12 protein-coding genes are annotated in these 17195 nt (G+C 56.2%); 7 read left to right on the top strand and 5 right to left on the bottom strand.

The window, feature by feature from the left end; translation table 11 throughout:
* Positions 1–406, top strand: a 406-nt coding sequence (locus tag BUE18_RS16540; RefSeq protein WP_211482819.1) for a transposase, incomplete at its 5' end; no start/stop codon positions are given.
* Positions 394–3462: a type I restriction endonuclease subunit R gene (locus BUE18_RS16545; protein WP_073477308.1), complete on the top strand. Its 3069-nt coding sequence runs from the start codon at positions 394–396 to the stop codon at positions 3460–3462. The genes BUE18_RS16540 and BUE18_RS16545, both read left to right, overlap by 13 nt.
* Before the next feature lie 335 nt (positions 3463–3797).
* Here the strand turns inward: BUE18_RS16545 and BUE18_RS16550 are convergent, their stop codons facing one another.
* Entirely contained in the window at positions 3798–5150 is a 1353-nt protein-coding gene (locus BUE18_RS16550; RefSeq protein ID WP_073477309.1) for a YihY/virulence factor BrkB family protein, read from the bottom strand.
* Positions 5151–5325: 175 nt separating this feature from the next.
* Here BUE18_RS16550 and BUE18_RS16555 point away from each other — a divergent pair, with 175 nt between their 5' ends.
* The 5 genes from BUE18_RS16555 to BUE18_RS28325 all read left to right on the top strand — a co-directional run bounded on the left by BUE18_RS16555 (position 5326) and on the right by BUE18_RS28325 (position 13011).
* On the top strand, positions 5326–6096 hold the full coding sequence (locus BUE18_RS16555; RefSeq protein ID WP_073477310.1) for an electron transfer flavoprotein subunit beta/FixA family protein: 771 nt from the start codon (positions 5326–5328) through the stop codon (positions 6094–6096).
* Complete coding sequence (locus BUE18_RS16560; protein WP_073477311.1) at positions 6093–7061, top strand: electron transfer flavoprotein subunit alpha/FixB family protein; 969 nt, start codon at positions 6093–6095, stop codon at positions 7059–7061. Before BUE18_RS16555 ends, BUE18_RS16560 begins: the two co-directional genes overlap by 4 nt.
* A gap of 96 nt (positions 7062–7157) precedes the next feature.
* Positions 7158–7886 (top strand): glutamine amidotransferase, encoded by a 729-nt coding sequence (locus tag BUE18_RS16565; RefSeq protein ID WP_083611078.1) that lies wholly within the window; start codon positions 7158–7160, stop codon positions 7884–7886.
* A gap of 374 nt (positions 7887–8260) precedes the next feature.
* Entirely contained in the window at positions 8261–12583 is a 4323-nt protein-coding gene (locus tag BUE18_RS16570) for an RHS repeat-associated core domain-containing protein (RefSeq protein ID WP_083611079.1), read from the top strand.
* Complete coding sequence (locus BUE18_RS28325) at positions 12583–13011, top strand: hypothetical protein (RefSeq protein ID WP_073477314.1); 429 nt, start codon at positions 12583–12585, stop codon at positions 13009–13011. The genes BUE18_RS16570 and BUE18_RS28325 overlap by 1 nt, the downstream gene beginning before the upstream one ends.
* 36 nt (positions 13012–13047) lie before the next feature.
* Here the strand turns inward: BUE18_RS28325 and BUE18_RS16580 are convergent, their stop codons facing one another.
* The 4 genes from BUE18_RS16580 to BUE18_RS16595 all read right to left on the bottom strand — a co-directional run bounded on the left by BUE18_RS16580 (position 13048) and on the right by BUE18_RS16595 (position 17180).
* The gene (locus BUE18_RS16580; protein ID WP_073477315.1) at positions 13048–14061 is read right to left on the bottom strand and encodes a hypothetical protein; all 1014 of its coding nucleotides are present in this window, start codon (positions 14059–14061) and stop codon (positions 13048–13050) included.
* A gap of 172 nt (positions 14062–14233) precedes the next feature.
* Positions 14234–14920 (bottom strand): ubiquinone/menaquinone biosynthesis methyltransferase, encoded by a 687-nt coding sequence (locus tag BUE18_RS16585; RefSeq protein WP_073477316.1) that lies wholly within the window; start codon positions 14918–14920, stop codon positions 14234–14236.
* A 737-nt stretch (positions 14921–15657) separates the two neighbouring features.
* Complete coding sequence (locus BUE18_RS16590; protein WP_073477317.1) at positions 15658–16293, bottom strand: CPBP family intramembrane glutamic endopeptidase; 636 nt, start codon at positions 16291–16293, stop codon at positions 15658–15660.
* On the bottom strand, positions 16290–17180 hold the full coding sequence (locus BUE18_RS16595; RefSeq protein ID WP_073477318.1) for a prenyltransferase: 891 nt from the start codon (positions 17178–17180) through the stop codon (positions 16290–16292). Before BUE18_RS16595 ends, BUE18_RS16590 begins: the two co-directional genes overlap by 4 nt.
* Positions 17181–17195 lie beyond the last annotated feature (15 nt).

The raw sequence follows: 17195 nt of genomic DNA on the forward strand, positions 1-17195 counted from the left end.
CCATCGTCAAAATACAGCCATGGGCGATCACAAGGATCGCCCCTACGGCGACAAGGATCATACCGACATGGGCGATCTCAAGGATCGCCCCTACGGCGGCGGCGCGAATCGCCCGAGCGGTACACTGCCGGATACTGTAGGGCGCCTCATACAGGGCTTTAAATCAATAACTACGCATCAATATACGGTGGGCGTCAAACAATCCGATTGGCCCCGATTCAATAGCAAACTGTGGCAACGCAATTATTATGAACATATCGTCCGTGATCAAAACTCATTTAATCTCATCCGGGAATACATTGTGAACAATCCTGCGCAATGGCTCTTTGACAGAGAACATCCTGAATACACGATAATAGGCTCACAATCTGAATCTTTAACGGAGAAAGAACCGTGGCGGGTTTAAATGAATCTCATCTCGAAAACATCGCCTTGAACTGGTTTCAAGACCTTGGGTTTGAATTAATTCACGGCCCGGACATAGCCCCGGACGAAGCCCAGGCCGAAAGAGCGGATTACAGCCAGGTGGTTTTACAGAACCGGCTGGCCCGGGCCGTGGACGCAATCAACCCGCATATTCCGGGCGGCGCCCGGGAGGAAGCCATCCGGCAGGCCCTGACAACACAGTCCCCGTCTTTGGTGGGTAACAACCATGCTTTTCATCGGTTGCTGGTGGAAGGCGTCCCGGTTTCCTATCAGAACAAGGAAGGCGGCACGGTCCATGATTACGCCCGGCTGATTGATTTTGAACATCCCCTTGCAAACGATTTTACAGCGGTCAACCAGTTTACCGTGGAAGAAGGCCAGAACAAACGCAGGCCGGACATTGTGCTGTTTATCAACGGCCTGCCCCTGGCTGTATTGGAGTTGAAGAATCCCGCCAGCCAGGAAGCCACCATCTGGACCGCCTTCAACCAGTTGCAAACCTACAAGGAACAAATCCCTTCCCTGTTCATCTATAATCAGGTGCTGGTGATCTCTGACGGCCTGGACGCCCGGGTGGGCTCCCTGACCGCCAACAAGGAATGGTTCATGCCCTGGCGCACCATTGAAGGGGAAAACCTGGCCCCGGAATCCATGCTCAAGCTGGAGGTATTGGTTAGAGGGCTGTTCGATAAAGAGCGGTTCCTGGACTACATACGCCATTTTATTGTGTTTGACGAAGACAAGGCCGGGACCGTCAAAAAGATCGCCGGGTATCATCAATTCCACGCCGCCAACCGGGCTGTGGAAACCACGGCGGAGGCGTCCTCTAAATACGGGGACAGGCGGGCCGGGGTGGTCTGGCACACCCAGGGTTCGGGTAAAAGTCTGACCATGGCTTTTTATGCGGGCAAGCTGATTCTCCATCCTGCCATGGAAAATCCCACGGTGGTGGTCATTACGGACCGGAACGACCTGGACGACCAATTATTCAGCAACTTCGCCCATTGCCACGAACTTTTGCGCCAGCAGCCCAAAAAAGCCGATAGCAGGGAGCATTTAAGGGATCTCTTAAGCGTGGACTCGGGTGGCGTAATCTTTACCACGGTTCATAAGTTTTTTCCCGAGGACAGGGGCGGCAAGCATCCCGAGCTTTCGCCAAGAAGAAACATTGTGGTCATTGCCGACGAGGCCCACCGGAGCCAGTACGATTTTATTGACGGGTTCGCCCGGCACATGCGCGACGCCCTGCCCAACGCCTCGTTTATCGGGTTTACCGGCACGCCCATTGAAACGGCGGATAAAAACACCCTGGCCGTGTTCGGGGATCACATCAGCATATACGACATCCAGCGCGCCCAGAGGGACGGCGCCACGGTTCCCATCTATTACGAAAGCAGGCTGGCCCGGATCGAACTGGACGAAAGGGAAAAGCCCTCCCTGGATTCGGAGTTCGAGGAAGCCACCGAAGGGGAGGAACTGGAAGGCAAGGAGCGCCTGAAAAGCAAATGGGCGGCTTTGGAATCCCTGGTGGGCGCGGAAAAACGCATCGGCCTGGTGGCCCGGGATCTGGTGGATCATTGGGAAAGCCGCCTGGAAGCCATGGACGGCAAGGCCATGATCGTGTGCATGAGCCGCCGCATTTGCGTGGATTTGTATAACGCCATCACCAAGCTAAGGCCCGGCTGGCGGGACTCGGAAGATAAGAACGGAACCATAAAAATTGTCATGACCGGCTCGGCCTCCGATCCCCTGGACTGGCAGGAGCATATCCGCACCAAAGGCCGCAGGGAGGAACTGGCCAACCGGTTCAAGGAGCCGGACGATCCGTTTAAAATTGTCATTGTTCGGGACATGTGGCTGACCGGGTTTGACGCCCCGTGCCTTCATACCATGTACGTGGACAAGCCCATGCGCGGCCACGGCCTGATGCAGGCCATCGCCCGGGTGAATAGGGTTTTCAAGGATAAGCCGGGGGGCCTGGTTGTGGATTATCTGGGCATTGCCGAGCATTTGAAATTCGCCCTGGCCCAATACACCCAAAGCGGCGGCAGGGGGAAAACCACGGTGGATCAAGCCGCCGCAGTGGCCCTCATGCTGGAAAAGCACGAAATTTGCTGCGGGCTTTTCCACGGCTTTAACTGGAGCGCCTGGACCAAAGACGATCCGGCTAAAAAGCTGGCCCTGCTTCCGGCCGCCCAGGAGCATATCCTGGGCCAGGACAAAGGCAAGGAACGGCTGCTAAAAGAGGTTTCGGAGCTGTCCAAGGCTTTCGCCCTGTCCGTCCCTCACGAGGAAACCAAGAACATTCGGAACAACGTGGCTTTCTTCCAGGCGGTGCGGGCCGCCCTGGCCAAGTCCTCGCCGGGATCTCCGGTCAATCCCCAGGATATGGAAATGGCGGTCAGACAGTTGGTTTCCAAGGCCGTGGTCTCGGACGGCGTTTTGGACATTTACGACGCCGCAGGCCTGGACAAGCCGGACATCACGATTTTATCCGACAAGTTTTTGGAGGAAGTCCGGCAGATGAAATTCAAGAATCTTGCCGTGGAAACCCTGCGAAAACTCCTGGACGGGGAAATTAAACAACGCAAAAAGAAAAGCCTTGTCCAGGCCCGGTCCTTTGCCGAAATGCTGGAAAAAAGCATCCAGGCCTACCAAAACAGGACCATCCAGGCATCCGTGGTCATCGAAGAACTGATCGCCCTGGCCAAGGAAATGAAGGAAGCCGACAAGCGCGGGGAAGCCTTAAACCTGACCATGGAGGAAGTGGCTTTTTACGACGCCCTGGAAACCAACGACAGCGCCGTCAAAGTCCTGGGGGATGATAATTTGCGGATCATCGCCAAGGAGCTGCTGATCACGGTCAGGAAAAACGCCACTATTGACTGGACAATGAAGGAAAGCGTCCGGGCCAAGCTGCGGGTGATGGTCAAACGAATTCTCCGCAAGCACGGCTATCCGCCGGACAAACAGGAAAAGGCCGTCCTGACCATCATCGAACAAGCCGAACTGATCACCACCGATTGGGCGGAGTGATAATAATCTTTCATAAAGCTATCCCCCTGCGCGCAGCGCCATTTTAGGTTTCTTGCGGAGCTTTTTTGTAAAAAAGCGACCCGCCGAAAGCAAAATTTTCTCGTTTTTTAAATATGTTATTTCTCAAACGTCAAACGTAGATTTGACCCCATTGCTTTGTCGCTACATGGCTTCCTGAGACCTCAAAGGGGGATTAATCCTTTTTGGGGTTTCATGCTCTCTACGCCCCCTGCGCGCAGCGCCATTTTAAAAAGTTTTGATCCAACTTTTTCAAAAGTTGGCCGCCGGAGGCTAAAAACTCTTTCTTTTTTTATCTATTCTCTTTTGTCCTTCTTTCAATCTTCTTCTTTGCTTGGCGTTTTAAAGGGTTTATTGGCCGGGGATTGCTTCATGGCTTGGCTGAAGTGGTCCAGGGCGTCTCTTGCATTGTCTGCGATGGGGTTTTCGGTTTGGTTAAAGCTGGAGGTTCCTACTTGTTCCAGGCGTTCCAGGACGAGTTGGGTGGTGAGGGCGTCCGGGTCCATGCCAGGGAGGTATGCGGGGTGTTTGTTTGAGGATTTAACGGGGACCACGAGCCCTGCTTGTTGGAGCATGGCCAGGACCTCGGCGGTGAGGCTTCTTGGCAGATCCAGGATGTATGAAATTTGGTCTTCGGTGTGCTGGCCGTCTCCGGCCGTGAAGCTATGGACGATCAGCTCCATAATTTGCAATGCGGCGTATTTCTTGAGAAAAAAGCTGGTTTTGCGAAGGGTTGGGGAAAAATCGTTATCCCGGGAGTGCTGGTGCGCAAAGGCGATTTCCGCTCCGAACAGGACGATCACCCACGACATGTACAGCCATATGAGGAATAGGGGCAGGGCCGCGAAGCTGCCGTAAATGGCGTTGTTCCGGGCAACGCCCACCTGGAATTCGATGTAAAACCGTTGAAAAAGCTGAAATGCGCTGCCCGCCACAATGCCGGCCACGATGCCCGAGGTCCAGCTGACGGAACCGTTGGGCATGAATATGTACAGGCAGGAAAACAGGACCCAGATCATGGCGAAGGGCAGGAAGAACAGCAGGGTAAACTGGATGATATCGCCCACGTTCTGCAAAAAGGCCCATTGGGTATAGGCTTCTATCTGGCTGGCGATGAGCACCTGTGCGCTGCTGGCGGGGAGCCATAGCACGGGCATAAGCAGGGCCACAGCCAGGTAATCGATGACCTTGCGGGCCTGGCTTCTGCCTTTGGCGAAACCCCAAATCTGGTTGAAGGCCATTTCGATGTTACCGAACAGGCGAATGACGGTCCACAGCAAAAGCAGCATCCACAGGCCGTTGACCACGCCGCCCTTGGTATTGGACAGCATGGCCTTGGCGAATTCCAGGACCTTTGTCAGAACAAGCTCCTGGCCTCCGAATTCGTGAAGCAGCAGTTCTTCGATCCGGGCCTCGAAGCCCATGCCCCGGGCGATGCCCATGATCATGGCCAATAGCGGCACTATGCCCAACAGCGAATAATAGGTCAGGGCCGAAGCGCGCATCCAGCAGTTGTCCCGCAAAAAGTCGTTCACTGCCAGAGCGGGCACGCGCAGAAACCGGACTCCCAGGGCTTTGTACCGGGGCAGGCTCCGGGTTTTGATCTCCCAGAGGTCTTGTTTGAAAAAGCGGTATGGCTGATGGACGAGCTTTTGAAGAATACCGTTCATAACTTAGGCTCCCGGCCTGAAGATTCGGGCTATGTCTGAAAAATGCCGTTGGAAAACTTGCTGAAACCAATTCGCGTTTGCTATGATTACCGGGTTTGTCCCTGGTATACAACGGTTTGGGAAACAGGGTCAAATCCTTAGCCGATAATTTTTTGGTTCAACACAAGGAGTTGCAATGAAGATTCTGGTTTGCGTGAAGCAGGTCCCGGATCCCGAGGTGGACCTGGAGTTGACTCCGGACGGCCGGGTCACGCCCAAGAGGGATTCGTATGTCATGAACCGCCTGGACGAATACGCCATGGAAGAAGCCATGCGCCTGGCGGAATCCATGGACGGAGTCCAGGTGGAAGCCGTCACGGTAGGCCCGGAGGAGGCCGAGGCCTCCCTGCGCCGGGCCTTGGCCATGGGCGCCGTCCACGGAATATTCATCCCGGTGGACGAAGACCGGGCGCTGACTTCCTTTGAAACCGCGTCCCTGATTGCCTCGGCCGTTAAAGATAAAAACTACGACCTGATTATGTGCGGGGTCATGTCCGAGGACGAAATGGCCGGCGCCGTAGGGCCCATGATCGCGGGCATCCTGGATTTGCCGTGGGTTACGTCCGCCATATCACTGGAAAAGCCTGCGGATAAAAACGCCGTGGCCGTCCTGCGGGAGGGAGAAGGCGGCGTTCAGGAAACCGTCGAGCTGACCTTGCCCGCCCTGGCGACCATCCAGAGCGGAACCCGCCAGCCCCGATATCCCAGCCTGAGCAACATGATGCGGGCCAACAAGCAGGAATTGGAAGTGGTCGGACCGTCAGGCCAGTCACCCAGTAGACCAGTTGACCAAATCCTGGGCGCGGCGCCTCCCAAGCAAAAAGGCCAGGGAGTCTTCCTGGAAGGCTCCACCGCGGAAAAAGCCCGGCAGTTGGTTTCCATCCTGAAAGAGAGGGCACTGTTATGAGTTCGAACGTCAAAAAAGCCCTTGTGGTCGCGGAGCACAAGGAAGGCCAGATAACCCCCGCAACCCTGGAATGCGTGGAATGCGCCCGCATCCTTGCGGGATCATTGGAAAATGTGCAGGCCGTGGTTCTGGCGAAAAACGCCGGGGCCGCTGCGGCCCAGGTTGCGGAATTCGGCGTGCAGGTTCTTGGATTTTCAGGCGAATCCCTGGAGCACTACACCGGCGAGGCCTTCCGGAACGCCGTGCTGGAAGCCGCGGAAACGGACGATTTCGCCTATATCGTATTGCCCCACACCTCCCTTGGCATGGACCTGGGGCCGGCCCTGGCCGCCAAATGGGGCGCTTCGTTTATATCGGGCGCCATGGAGGTCAAGCCGGAGGAAAACACCTTTATCCGTCCGGTTTTTAACGGAAAATTCTCCCAGGAAATCAAGCCCATGGCCGACAAGGTGGTGGTCGGGGCGCTTCCCGGCAGCTTCGGCCAGGTGGAAAAGGCCTCTGCTCCGGGCGAGGTAACCCTTAAGGATTACGACAAATCCCCGAAAGGAACTTTGTACGTGGGCGCGGAGGAGACCGAGGGCGCGGACCTGGGGCTGGCCCAGGCCCAGGTGGTGATTTGCGCCGGGCGCGGCATGGGCTCGGAGGAAAACATTGAGCTGGTGGAGGAAGCCGCGGCTTTGTTCTCCCGGTCGGCCGTGGCGGGCTCGCGCATCGCCTGCGACATGGGCTGGCTGCCTTACAAGGCACAAATCGGCGTGACCGGCCAGACCGTGGCGCCCAAGTTTTACATGGGGTGCGGCGTGTCCGGGGCCTTTCAACACGTGGTGGGCATGAGCGGATCCCAGTTTGTGGTTTCCGTCAACACCGACCCCCAAGCGCCGATTTTCTCCATTTCGGACTACTGCATTGTGGAGGACGCCATGGAGTTTTTGCCCGCTTTTGTGGCTGCCGTGAAGGAAGAATAGTTGCAATTCCGTCCAGATTGCCGGACGGGGCAACCGGGGGGACGGGTGGAGTCAGCTGCGCCAAAGCGCTTGCTTTAGGCGCATAGTCAGGAAGTTATGGATAGAATGCTGCCCATATTGATTATCAAGACCGGCGGAACCTTTCCCGAAACCCGGGAGAAATTCGGAGATTTCGAAGACTGGACCCTGCATTACGCGGGCCTCTCCCAGGATCAGGTTATGATCGTGGATTTCCGGGAGGACGTTCCCCTGCCGGAGATGGGGACCTTTTCCGGGGCCATCATGACCGGCTCCCATTCCATGGTCACGGACCCCGACCCGTGGATTTTGCGCACCGAAGCCTTTATCCGGCGGATTATTGAAGAAAACGTTCCGTTTTTGGGAGTCTGTTTCGGCCATCAGCTCCTGGGGCGGGCGGCGGGCGGCAAGGCCGGGAACAACCCCAAGGGCAAGGAAGTGGGAACCAAGGAAATTTTTGGAACCGCCGAGACGGCGTCCGACCTTTTGTTCCAGGACATGCCGCCCAAATACTTCGGCCACGCCACCCACACCCAGGCGATTCTGGATCTGCCGGAAGGCGCCGTGCTTTTGGCGTATAATAATTTCGAGCCTCACCACGCCATTCGGGTTGGAGAGCGGGCCTGGGGCCTGCAATTCCACCCGGAATTCTCCACCGAGCATATGCACGAGTACATCGATTTTCAGGCCGAGGCCTTGAAAAAGCAAGGAGAGGACATTGCCGCCCTTCACGCCCAGACCCGCGAGACAGGCCCGTCCCATGGCCTGCTCAAGCGGTTCGTCAAGGTTGCCGCCGGGGAAATTTGAGCATCTTCCTATTGCGGCGCCGAGTGAGCAAATAGTTTCTTAAAAGGGGCCGAGCGTCCGGCCCCTTTGTAATAAAGACAAACAAAACTTTCGACAAAAAATACTTCAACAGTTAAGAAATTGGATATACTATAACAACCTTGGTATTTTGCCGTAATTTTGAAGCAAATCCCATTGTATTATTGATCTCGCCCGCCTTTCTTTCAGCCTGGTTTATTGGTTTTTAACTAATACAGCATTATTTTTCTTTTTGGTTATAAAAAAAAGATGTATTTTCTACGTCATGTCCGCCTCTGGCCAATGCATTGAAGAGAACTTTGCACAGGTTTGAAGCTGCGGCATCCATTCTTACACTTCTTTTAGGGTCGGTATAAATGAAAAATACGTCTCTTTTTCGTGCAGGCGTCGTGTTGTGTTTTTTGGCTGGCCTATACCTGGCTTCAGCCTCTCTTACCCATGCGGACGACATGGAGGATTGGCTTTCCGTGCAGACCTGGGGCGTAAAAATGCGCATGGTGGAATCCATGAACGGCTCCGGGTCCTATTTGTCGTCCGTATGCAACGGGTGCAACGCCAACTTTCAGGCTGTGGTCAATCATATTTCCCTGGTTGAGGCGGTTTTTGAAAAAGACGACGCCGGCGTCTGGTTCGGGACGTTAAAAAGCAAGGAAACCGTTCACAATTCCTATTCCGAGCAAGGCTATGGAGGAGATGAATACTGCCAGGATGAATGGTTCAGCCTGACGGAGGAATGCTCAGGGGAAGGTTTGGAAGAGGACTACACCTTTCTCATCCATGAAGACAATTTCACCTATCAGCTTTGCCTTCCCCACACGGGAATCGAATGCGCCAAGAGCATGAAGTCGGATGAATCCGACCAGGTTGTCACGGGCTTGGTGGAGATCAATAACAACACGCTCATGAACTTTCCCATGGGAGCGTATAACGAAATCCCCAATTGGGATTTTGAGCCGTGCATGGAATTTGATTTGCCGGACGGCGGCCCCCAGGTTATTTCCGGCAGCGTCACTTTTCAGGACATGTATTGCTCCCACGCAACCATTACCTGGGAATGGGAGTTGACGCCGGACCCGGAGCCCGCGCCTCCTGTTGAAACCGACCTGGGCTGCCCGGACGAAAACTGCGAGGGAACCGGCGGAGACGCCGGCTCGGGCCTTGGCGTGCCTACCTGGGCCGTCAACATGAGCAACCTGAACGTATTCATTACAGACACCCCCATTTGGCATACATCCCCCATAGGGCCGCCCGTCCAGGTGACGCTAAGCTACAATTCCCAATCCCAAACCGCCGTGTACGAGCCGACCGGACGAAAATGGCAGTTAAACTATAACAGCTACATAGATTTCAACCTGGCCACCGGGGAATACATCGTGTATCTGCCGGACGGAAGCAGGGAGGTGTTCACCCCCAACCTGGACACGGGCTTTCTGGATCCTCCGTACGGAAGCTACAATGCCCTGGCCGTCATCAGCATGGAGCAGACCAATCTGACCTTTCCCGACGGAACGGTTTATGTGTATCGGCTTCCGGAAAACTCCTATGTGCAGCCTTTCCTGAGCGAAATCCGCGATCCATACGGAAACAAGCTCACATTAAATTGGGCCGGCCTGTTCCCGGCCGGAGGAAAGCTGCTTTCCATCCAGGACGCCCTGGGGCGGCTGACCACCTTTCATTATAACGACCGGGCTAAAATCGACCGCATTACCGATCCGTTCAACCGCTCCGCCTATTTGAGCTACAACGACGACGGCGATCTCGTCCGCATCACGGATATGGGAGGGTATTTTACGACCTTCGCCTATGAATCCGGCGGAACCATAGCGTCCATGACACAGGGAGCGGACCACTGGAGCTTCGACGTGAACGCAACCTCGGTCACCGTATCCAGCGCTCTGGGTTTGGAGCGATTCGTCCTGACCAGCGGCCTGGGGCAAAGCCAGTATCAATCCGCCATGGGCAGCGGAGGGTCCTCAGCCTCGTTCGTGTATGATCTATCCTCCGCCCCCGACAATCTGCATAAGGACGTCACCCAATTCACCACGCCCGAAGGGGTGGGGTTTCAATACAGCTACGACTCCAAAAGAAACCTGTTGGAGGACTGCGTGGAAATTCCTGCAGGAGACGGCGGAGGTGTGGCCGCTTACCGGTACACTTACAATCACATGGGCAAGGTCGCATCGGTGACTGACCCTAAAAACAACCGGATCGACATGACCTATGCAGGGAACGGCGTGGACCTGCTGGCAGTGACAAACGGGCTTGGCTCGATTACAGCAACCTACGACGCCCACCACGGAATCAAGAGCCTTACGGACAGGACCGGCTACACCAAAACCAATGTGTATAACTCTTACGGACAATTGACTTCCAGCACGGACAGCCTGGGCACGGCCACCAACTACATTTACAACGACAATCATCAGCTTGCCGGCGTTCAGCGCGCGGGCCTGATCATAGGCGCCTACACCTACGACGGCAAGGAGCGGGCGGCCTCATTCACGGACGCCGCAGGCTACACATGCAGATACGCGTACAACAACCTGGATAACATCACAAGCATCACCTACCCCGACGACCGGTCCACCACATTCACCTATTCCTCCTCACGGCCTCATCTGGTCAGCGGCGTCACGGACCCGGCCGGACGCAGGACGGAGTTCCAATACAACGCACTCCGGCAAATCACCCGGGCTGCCTATCCGGACGGAAGCCAGACCGCGTATTCCTATCATAAGGACGGGCGGCTTGCAGAGATCACAGACCCCTTGGGCCGCAAGACGTCCTACACCTATGACAGGGACGGCAATCTGAGCCAAAAGACCTATCCGGACGGACGCAGCGTGTCTTTGGAATATTCCGGCGGCCGCCTGAAAAAATTCACCAACGCCCGGGGCATTGCGACAAATTACACCTACGACCTGAATGGCAACCTGCTGACCATCGTCTATTCGGACGATACGCCCTCCGTGGTATTCACATATGACGCCTACAACCGGCCCGTAACGGTCCGGGACGGGCTGGGATCACGAACCCTGACCTACGACGCCGCCTCCCGGCCGCTTAGCATCGACGGCCCCTGGGAAAACGATACGCTCCAATTCTCCTACGACCTCAAAGGCAGGAAAACCAGCCAAACCCTTGAAAACGGCCCAAGCATGGAATACGCCTGCGATGCACTGGACCGCCTGACAGTGGTCACAAGCACGGCCGGAATCTTTGCTTACGGCTACACCGGCGCAAGCCAATATCCGTCCGTGGTGGAAAGGCCTGACGGAGGATTCACCCAATTCACCCATGACGAGATGAACCGGCTGACAAGGTTGGAAAACCTTAAGGCGGACAACTCTCTGATCAATGCCTTCGGGTACACATTTAACAATCAGGGCATGCCCTCTGCAGAAACCGTGGACAACGGCCCTGCGTTGAATTTTTCCGGTCTGAAATCATCGGCTGCAAACTTCAATCCGTTGAACCAGCTTACCTCGCTTCAGCCCCTGACAGGGTCCTGCGAATACGACGCGGACGGCAATATGACCAAGGGGCTAACCCGCCAGGGATATGTGTTTTCCGCCGCGTACGATGGGGAAGGCAGGCTGGCTTCCCTGGAATACACGGACGCAGGGGGAAATTTGCACCGCCGGGAATACACCTATCGGTCCGACGGATTCCTCGGGCTGATTAAAATTTTTCAAAACGGGGACCTGCAGGAGGAAAAACGGTTAATCCGCCTTGGCCCTGTGCTTGTGCAGGAGAGGAACGGCGCCAATGAAGCGACGGCGGATTACGTCTGGGGGCGGGCCGAGGAGGGAGGCGTAGGCGCTCTGCTGGCCGTGCAGACGGGCGGCCAGGCTTATTACCCCCTGTTCAACGCGAGAGGCGACGTGACAGCCCTGCTCAACGCCGCGGGAGACGCCTGCGCCTGGTACGCCTATGATCCATACGGCAACCTGTTGCATAATACCGGAGCTCCGGCCCAGCCGTTCCGCTTTTCCACCAAGGAATACGACGAGGAGACAGGGCTCTATTATTTCGGGCGCCGATTTTATTCCCCGGTCATGGCCCGGTGGCTGACCCGGGACCCCAAGGGAGAGGGGGCCTCGTTGAATTTGTACGAGTTCTCCCGATCCAATCCCCTGGCCTATTTCGATCCCCTGGGAGCTCAGGATGCCGAACTGGCCGCCATGGACGCCCGGTGGGCTCAAGCCAGGGCCGCCATGGAAGCAAGCAGCCAGAGTACGGCGACGGCCTCGGACAGCGGAGGCTTTGGGGAGATGATGAGCAATACGGTGGGCAAGGCCTTCAAGTGGGTGGGGGACCTCATCCAAGGATCCCCGGACGCCGCCGGAACCGTGGTGGACAAGGTGGTGGACACGGCCCTGGAATCCAACAAATTCACCAAAATGGGCAAGACCGGATACGACGCCATCCAAAAAGGCTTTGATGTAGCCCAGGACGCCGTGGAGATTTCCGAAGCATGGAACGACCCGGATCCGGCATCGGGCTTTACTCTGCTAAAAAAGACCGTCAAATACACCTGCGGCCGGGTTCCGGGGGTGGGGACGGCCTTTTCCGAGATCATGACCGAAGGAATAGAAACCGTGGAGCATTCCCAGGCCACCCAGGCCCTTCGGAACAGGGAGCAAACCATCATGGGCGCGGTCAGGAGGGGGCAGTAATGAAAAGAAACCTGATGATCAAGGCCTTGGGCCTGACAAGACATTTTGGGGCGATAGCCGCGCTTTTTTTTCTGATCACGCCTGTTGCAACGCCGGCGGAAAGCGTAGAATACACCTACGACTCCATGAACCGGGTGACCAAAGCCGCCTATTCCTCCGGCGAATCCATTTCCTACACTTACGACGCCATGGGAAACCGGCTGACCATGAGCCTTGCCGGGGCGGCGGGGACCGCCGTTCCAGGAGATTTAAACGGAGACTGCCGGGTAACCCTGGCGGACGCCGCCCTCGCGCTGCAAACCGCGGCGGGCATGAAACCCTCCGTATTCAGAGCGGATTACACCTCCAGCGGGGCGGACCCGGACGGGACTCCGCCCATGTCGCTGGCGGACATTGTGTGGATTCTCCAGGCTGTGGCCGAAGAATAAAAGTAACGCCGAGTCGATGTAAAAAACCGATGCAGTTTACTGCTTGAACAGGTTTTCCAGAAACTGCACTTTGGCCATGCCGCGCTCTCCAAACAGCGGGGAGGGGAAGGCGCCGGTCTTGACTCCGTCCGTGTAGATCTCCATGATCCACGGCTTCTTCTGCAAAACCGTGTGCACATACACGGAATACGCGCCGGCGAAATCGCTCCACACATTGCGGGAGGCGTAAAGCGACGCGAAATCCGTCTGCCTGAGCTGCTCGTAGCATTCGGGAATTTTTACGGCGGGTATGGAGCTGTCGGCCAGGGAATAAAACTTGATTTTCGGGCGCATGGTGAACTCGTCGTCAAACTTGCTTACGGGTTTTCCGTTCACGGTTTTCCACGAAATCCTGGAAAACGCAAAGTTTTCCGCCGGCTCGTCCTTGTTCCAGCTTGGAAAGGCGCCAATGGCCGCCCCCACCAGATGCCCGATCTGATGAATCAGGATATACTGGATGGCCGCCTTGCGGTTATCGTTCTCCGGCTCTTCCAATACCGCCTTGATTTCCGCCCTGCCGTCCGGCGCAAAGGGGCTGTTAGCTCTCAGGCTGGCCCACTCGTTGACCGGCTTACTGATAAAGTCCACGTCCAGGACGATAAAGCCCTTTTGCTCGTTGGCCGGAACGGTCAAAACCTCGGTCAGGCTGGTGGTTCCCAGTTCCCTGACCAGAAAAATCCCGGCCAAGTGCTTGCTTAACTGAGCCTGAACCGGCTTGGGAAGCTCCCGGACCGCGTCCTTGACGTCCTGGAGAAAGGCCTTGTCCGCCGAGGCCGCCTTGGGAACCTCGGGATATCCGTTCAATTTGTTGTCCAGCCTCAGATAATCCACCAGGACGTCCGGCGCGGGAGCGACGCGATCGTAAGGCGCCTTGTTTGCGTATTGTTTATAGGGCTCCGGGGACCGGGCCGGATGCTTGACCAGCTCCTCAAACACCGCAAAGGAGGAGGACGGCATAACCAAAACCGCCAGGGCCAAAACGGCAAACACCGCAACAAAACGCTTCACCATGGAGTTCTCCTTTTCTTTCAAATTCCGATATTGGGCGGCGCATCGCCGCTGTTTTTTATGAATTTGCTACACCAAAAATGATGGGAGGATTTTATCAGGTTCGGGCATGGAGGGACAGGACTTTGTTTGCTTGAGCGTCCCTCCTGCAACTGTCGCTTAGACAGAAGATTGATTACTTTTCCCCCCAAGCCACGGTTTGGGTGTTGAACATGAACTGGCGGAAGCCGATGTTTTTGAGTCCGGCCTGCTTCATGAGGTCCGTCAACTGTTGGGGATTCATGAAGTTGGCGGTGGTGTCGGGAAGATATTCGTAAGCGCTGCGGTTTTTCGCCACCATCTGCCCCAGAAAAGGAATCACATATTTCATGTGCACCATGATCGCAGGCTTTAAGAGGCCGTCCGGCGGCGGGCAGGTGTCCAGGCAAACCACCCTCCCTCCCGGCTTGACCACCCTGGCCTGCTCCTGAAAGGCCTTTAACGGATCGGGCACGTTGCGGATTAAATATCCCGAAGTCACGGCGTCAAAGCTGTTATCCCCAAAGGGCAAGGCCAGGCCGTCGGCGATTCCCCAGGAAACCTTTTGCCTTCCCGGCCTGGAAAGGGCGGTGCGCACCATGTTTTCCGTAAAATCCACGGCGGTCACGGAAACGGAAGGAAACATGGCCGCCGCCATCAAGGCCATGGGGCCGGTGCCGCAAGCCACGTCCAAAAGGCTTCCGCCCCTGGGCGGAGCAGCGGTCTGTAACACGAACCGGCGCCAGGACTGATCCCGTCCCATGGTCATGAGGGTGTTCATAAGGTCGTAGCGCCCGGCGATCCTGCCGAACATTTCCTGGACGGTTTTTGGGTCCTTATCCATGGTGTTCCTGGTTTTAATCAAAATTAGCGGGCGCGAAAGACGCGCCTGAATTCGGGCAGGGAAACCCTGCCCTAGGTTTCGCCGGGAAACCCGGCGGGTATGGGCGCGGAAAGCCTCCTTGGCCGTCATTCCCGTGGAGGGATTTTGGCGGGATGATTGCGGTTGTTTGCAATCATCGTGACAAAATGCCGGAAACGGGAACCCAGAGTCATTTCTACATAAACCAGGAGGACGGATGCAACCTGGATTCGTGAAAAAAAAGACAACGACGCTGGATTCCTGCGTTCGCAGGAATGACAAAATTTGCAGGGCAAGCCCTGCGGCTACGGGCGCGGGGACCGCGCAACTACTATGAATAAATGAGGCCGCTTCGCGGCGTTATTTGTTGGGTTTCGCAAGCTCTACCCAACCTACGATGCCGGCTCCTGCGCTGTTTTTGGGCAGGGAAACCCTGCCCCTACGTTTCGCCGGGAAACCCTGCCCCTACACATAGCCTCCCCCTGCGCGCAGCGCCATTTAAAAAGTTTTGATCAAACTTTTTCAAAAGTTTGCCGCCGGAGGCGCAGTTTTCTTTTTGCTTTTACCGCCGGAGGCAAAATACTTCTTTGGCTGTTTGGCTTTTCACTGCCGGAGGCAAAAATTTCTTTTGTTTTTTTATTTTGCCTTTTCCCCGCTGTTTGCAGTTCTTAGTTCATAAACTAAGGTTTTGGGGGGATGTCAAGGGATTCGGGCCGGATTTAGGCGCCCGGGGTCATGATGGGGATGATTGCAAAGGCGAACACGCTCCACAGGGAATGGGACACGATGGCCGGGGCAAGCCTGCGGTTTTGCATGTACATGAGGCCCCAAAAGGCGCCGGCGACGCCTGCCGCGGCGATGAGCATAAAATTAAAGGTCACCAGATGAAATCCTGCGTAGAGCAGGGTGGCGGCGGCCCAGCCGCGCCAGGATCCCAGGCGGTTCATTAGCTTGTCCTGGACGTATCCGCGCCAGAAAACCTCCTCGCACGGCCCTGTGATGAAAAACAAAAACAGAACCAGCATCCAGGTGGGCGGCCCCAGGACCTTGGAATATATGCTGCTCACTTGTTGGGAGGCGAAAGGCAGGATCATGCCCGAGGTCTTGCCGCCTATCCAAAAGATAAGATACAGGATGGCTGCCGAGGCGGCGCCCAGCATAATGGCGTTGGCGTCAAAATTGGGAAATCGTTTGCGGGAGCCGAACCATACGGCAAGACCGGCCAGGCACAGGGCGGACAGGATTATTTTAATCCAAAACTGCCCGTAATTTACGGAAAAGGAAAAAAACCACAACAAGGCTGCAATGCCGACCGCCAGGAAAATATCGTATCCGGCGAAGGACTTGGCTTTCATATGACGTGCTCCAATACCAGGGATGCCAGCAGCAGAACCCCGAACACGGTGTCCAGCCTGGCTGTTTGTGCATCGGCATCATCGGGAATATCTTGAGAAACCATTTTGAACATGGGCCAGGCCAGGGGCAAGGCCAGGAGCACGGCCAGGGACCAAACGGGCAAGGGCCCGAATATGGCCATAACAGCGACTCCGCCAAATGACAGGGCGATCAATCCGGCGAACAGCAGCCGGCCGGACCGGCCTCCGAACCTGACGGGTATGGTGGAAATGCCCTGCCTGCGGTCGAATTCCGCGTCCCGGAGGTTATTGGCCAGCAGCACCAGGCTGACCAGAGCGCCGAAAGGCGCGGACACCAGCAGCAACGGCAATGAAAATTCTCCGGTCTGGACGAAATAGGCCCCCTGGATGGCCAGCGGCCCCCAGCATAAAAAGACCAGGGGCTCGCCCAAAGCGTGATACTTCAGGGCAATAGGGGGCGCGGTGTAGGCCACGGCTATAAATACTCCGGCCGCCCCCACCACAATCAGCGGCCACCCTTTGGCGGCGGCCATGATCAGGCCAAGGGCGATCCCCACGGCGAACAGAGTCAATGCAAACCACTTGACCTCATGCAGGGTCAACAGGTTTTGCGCCAGGGGATGGGGCCGGTATTTTGTAGTGGGCGCGCCGGGAATGTCCACCTTATTTTTGTAGTCGAAATAATCGTTGGTCAGGTTGGCGGCCCCGTGGATGCAAACCAGGGCTATGGCCGTGAGGATCAGCCAGAACCAGGACACGCCGGAATCGCCCGCCCATGCTGCGCCGACGCCCACGGAAATCAGGCTCATTGCAAAGGACCAGGGCCGGGTTGCCAGAAACCATGTTTTTATCGTATTCAATTTCATATTGACCTTGGACGC

Source organism: Desulfatibacillum alkenivorans DSM 16219, from assembly GCF_900142135.1.
Classification (GTDB): Bacteria; Desulfobacterota; Desulfobacteria; order Desulfobacterales; family Desulfatibacillaceae; genus Desulfatibacillum; species Desulfatibacillum alkenivorans.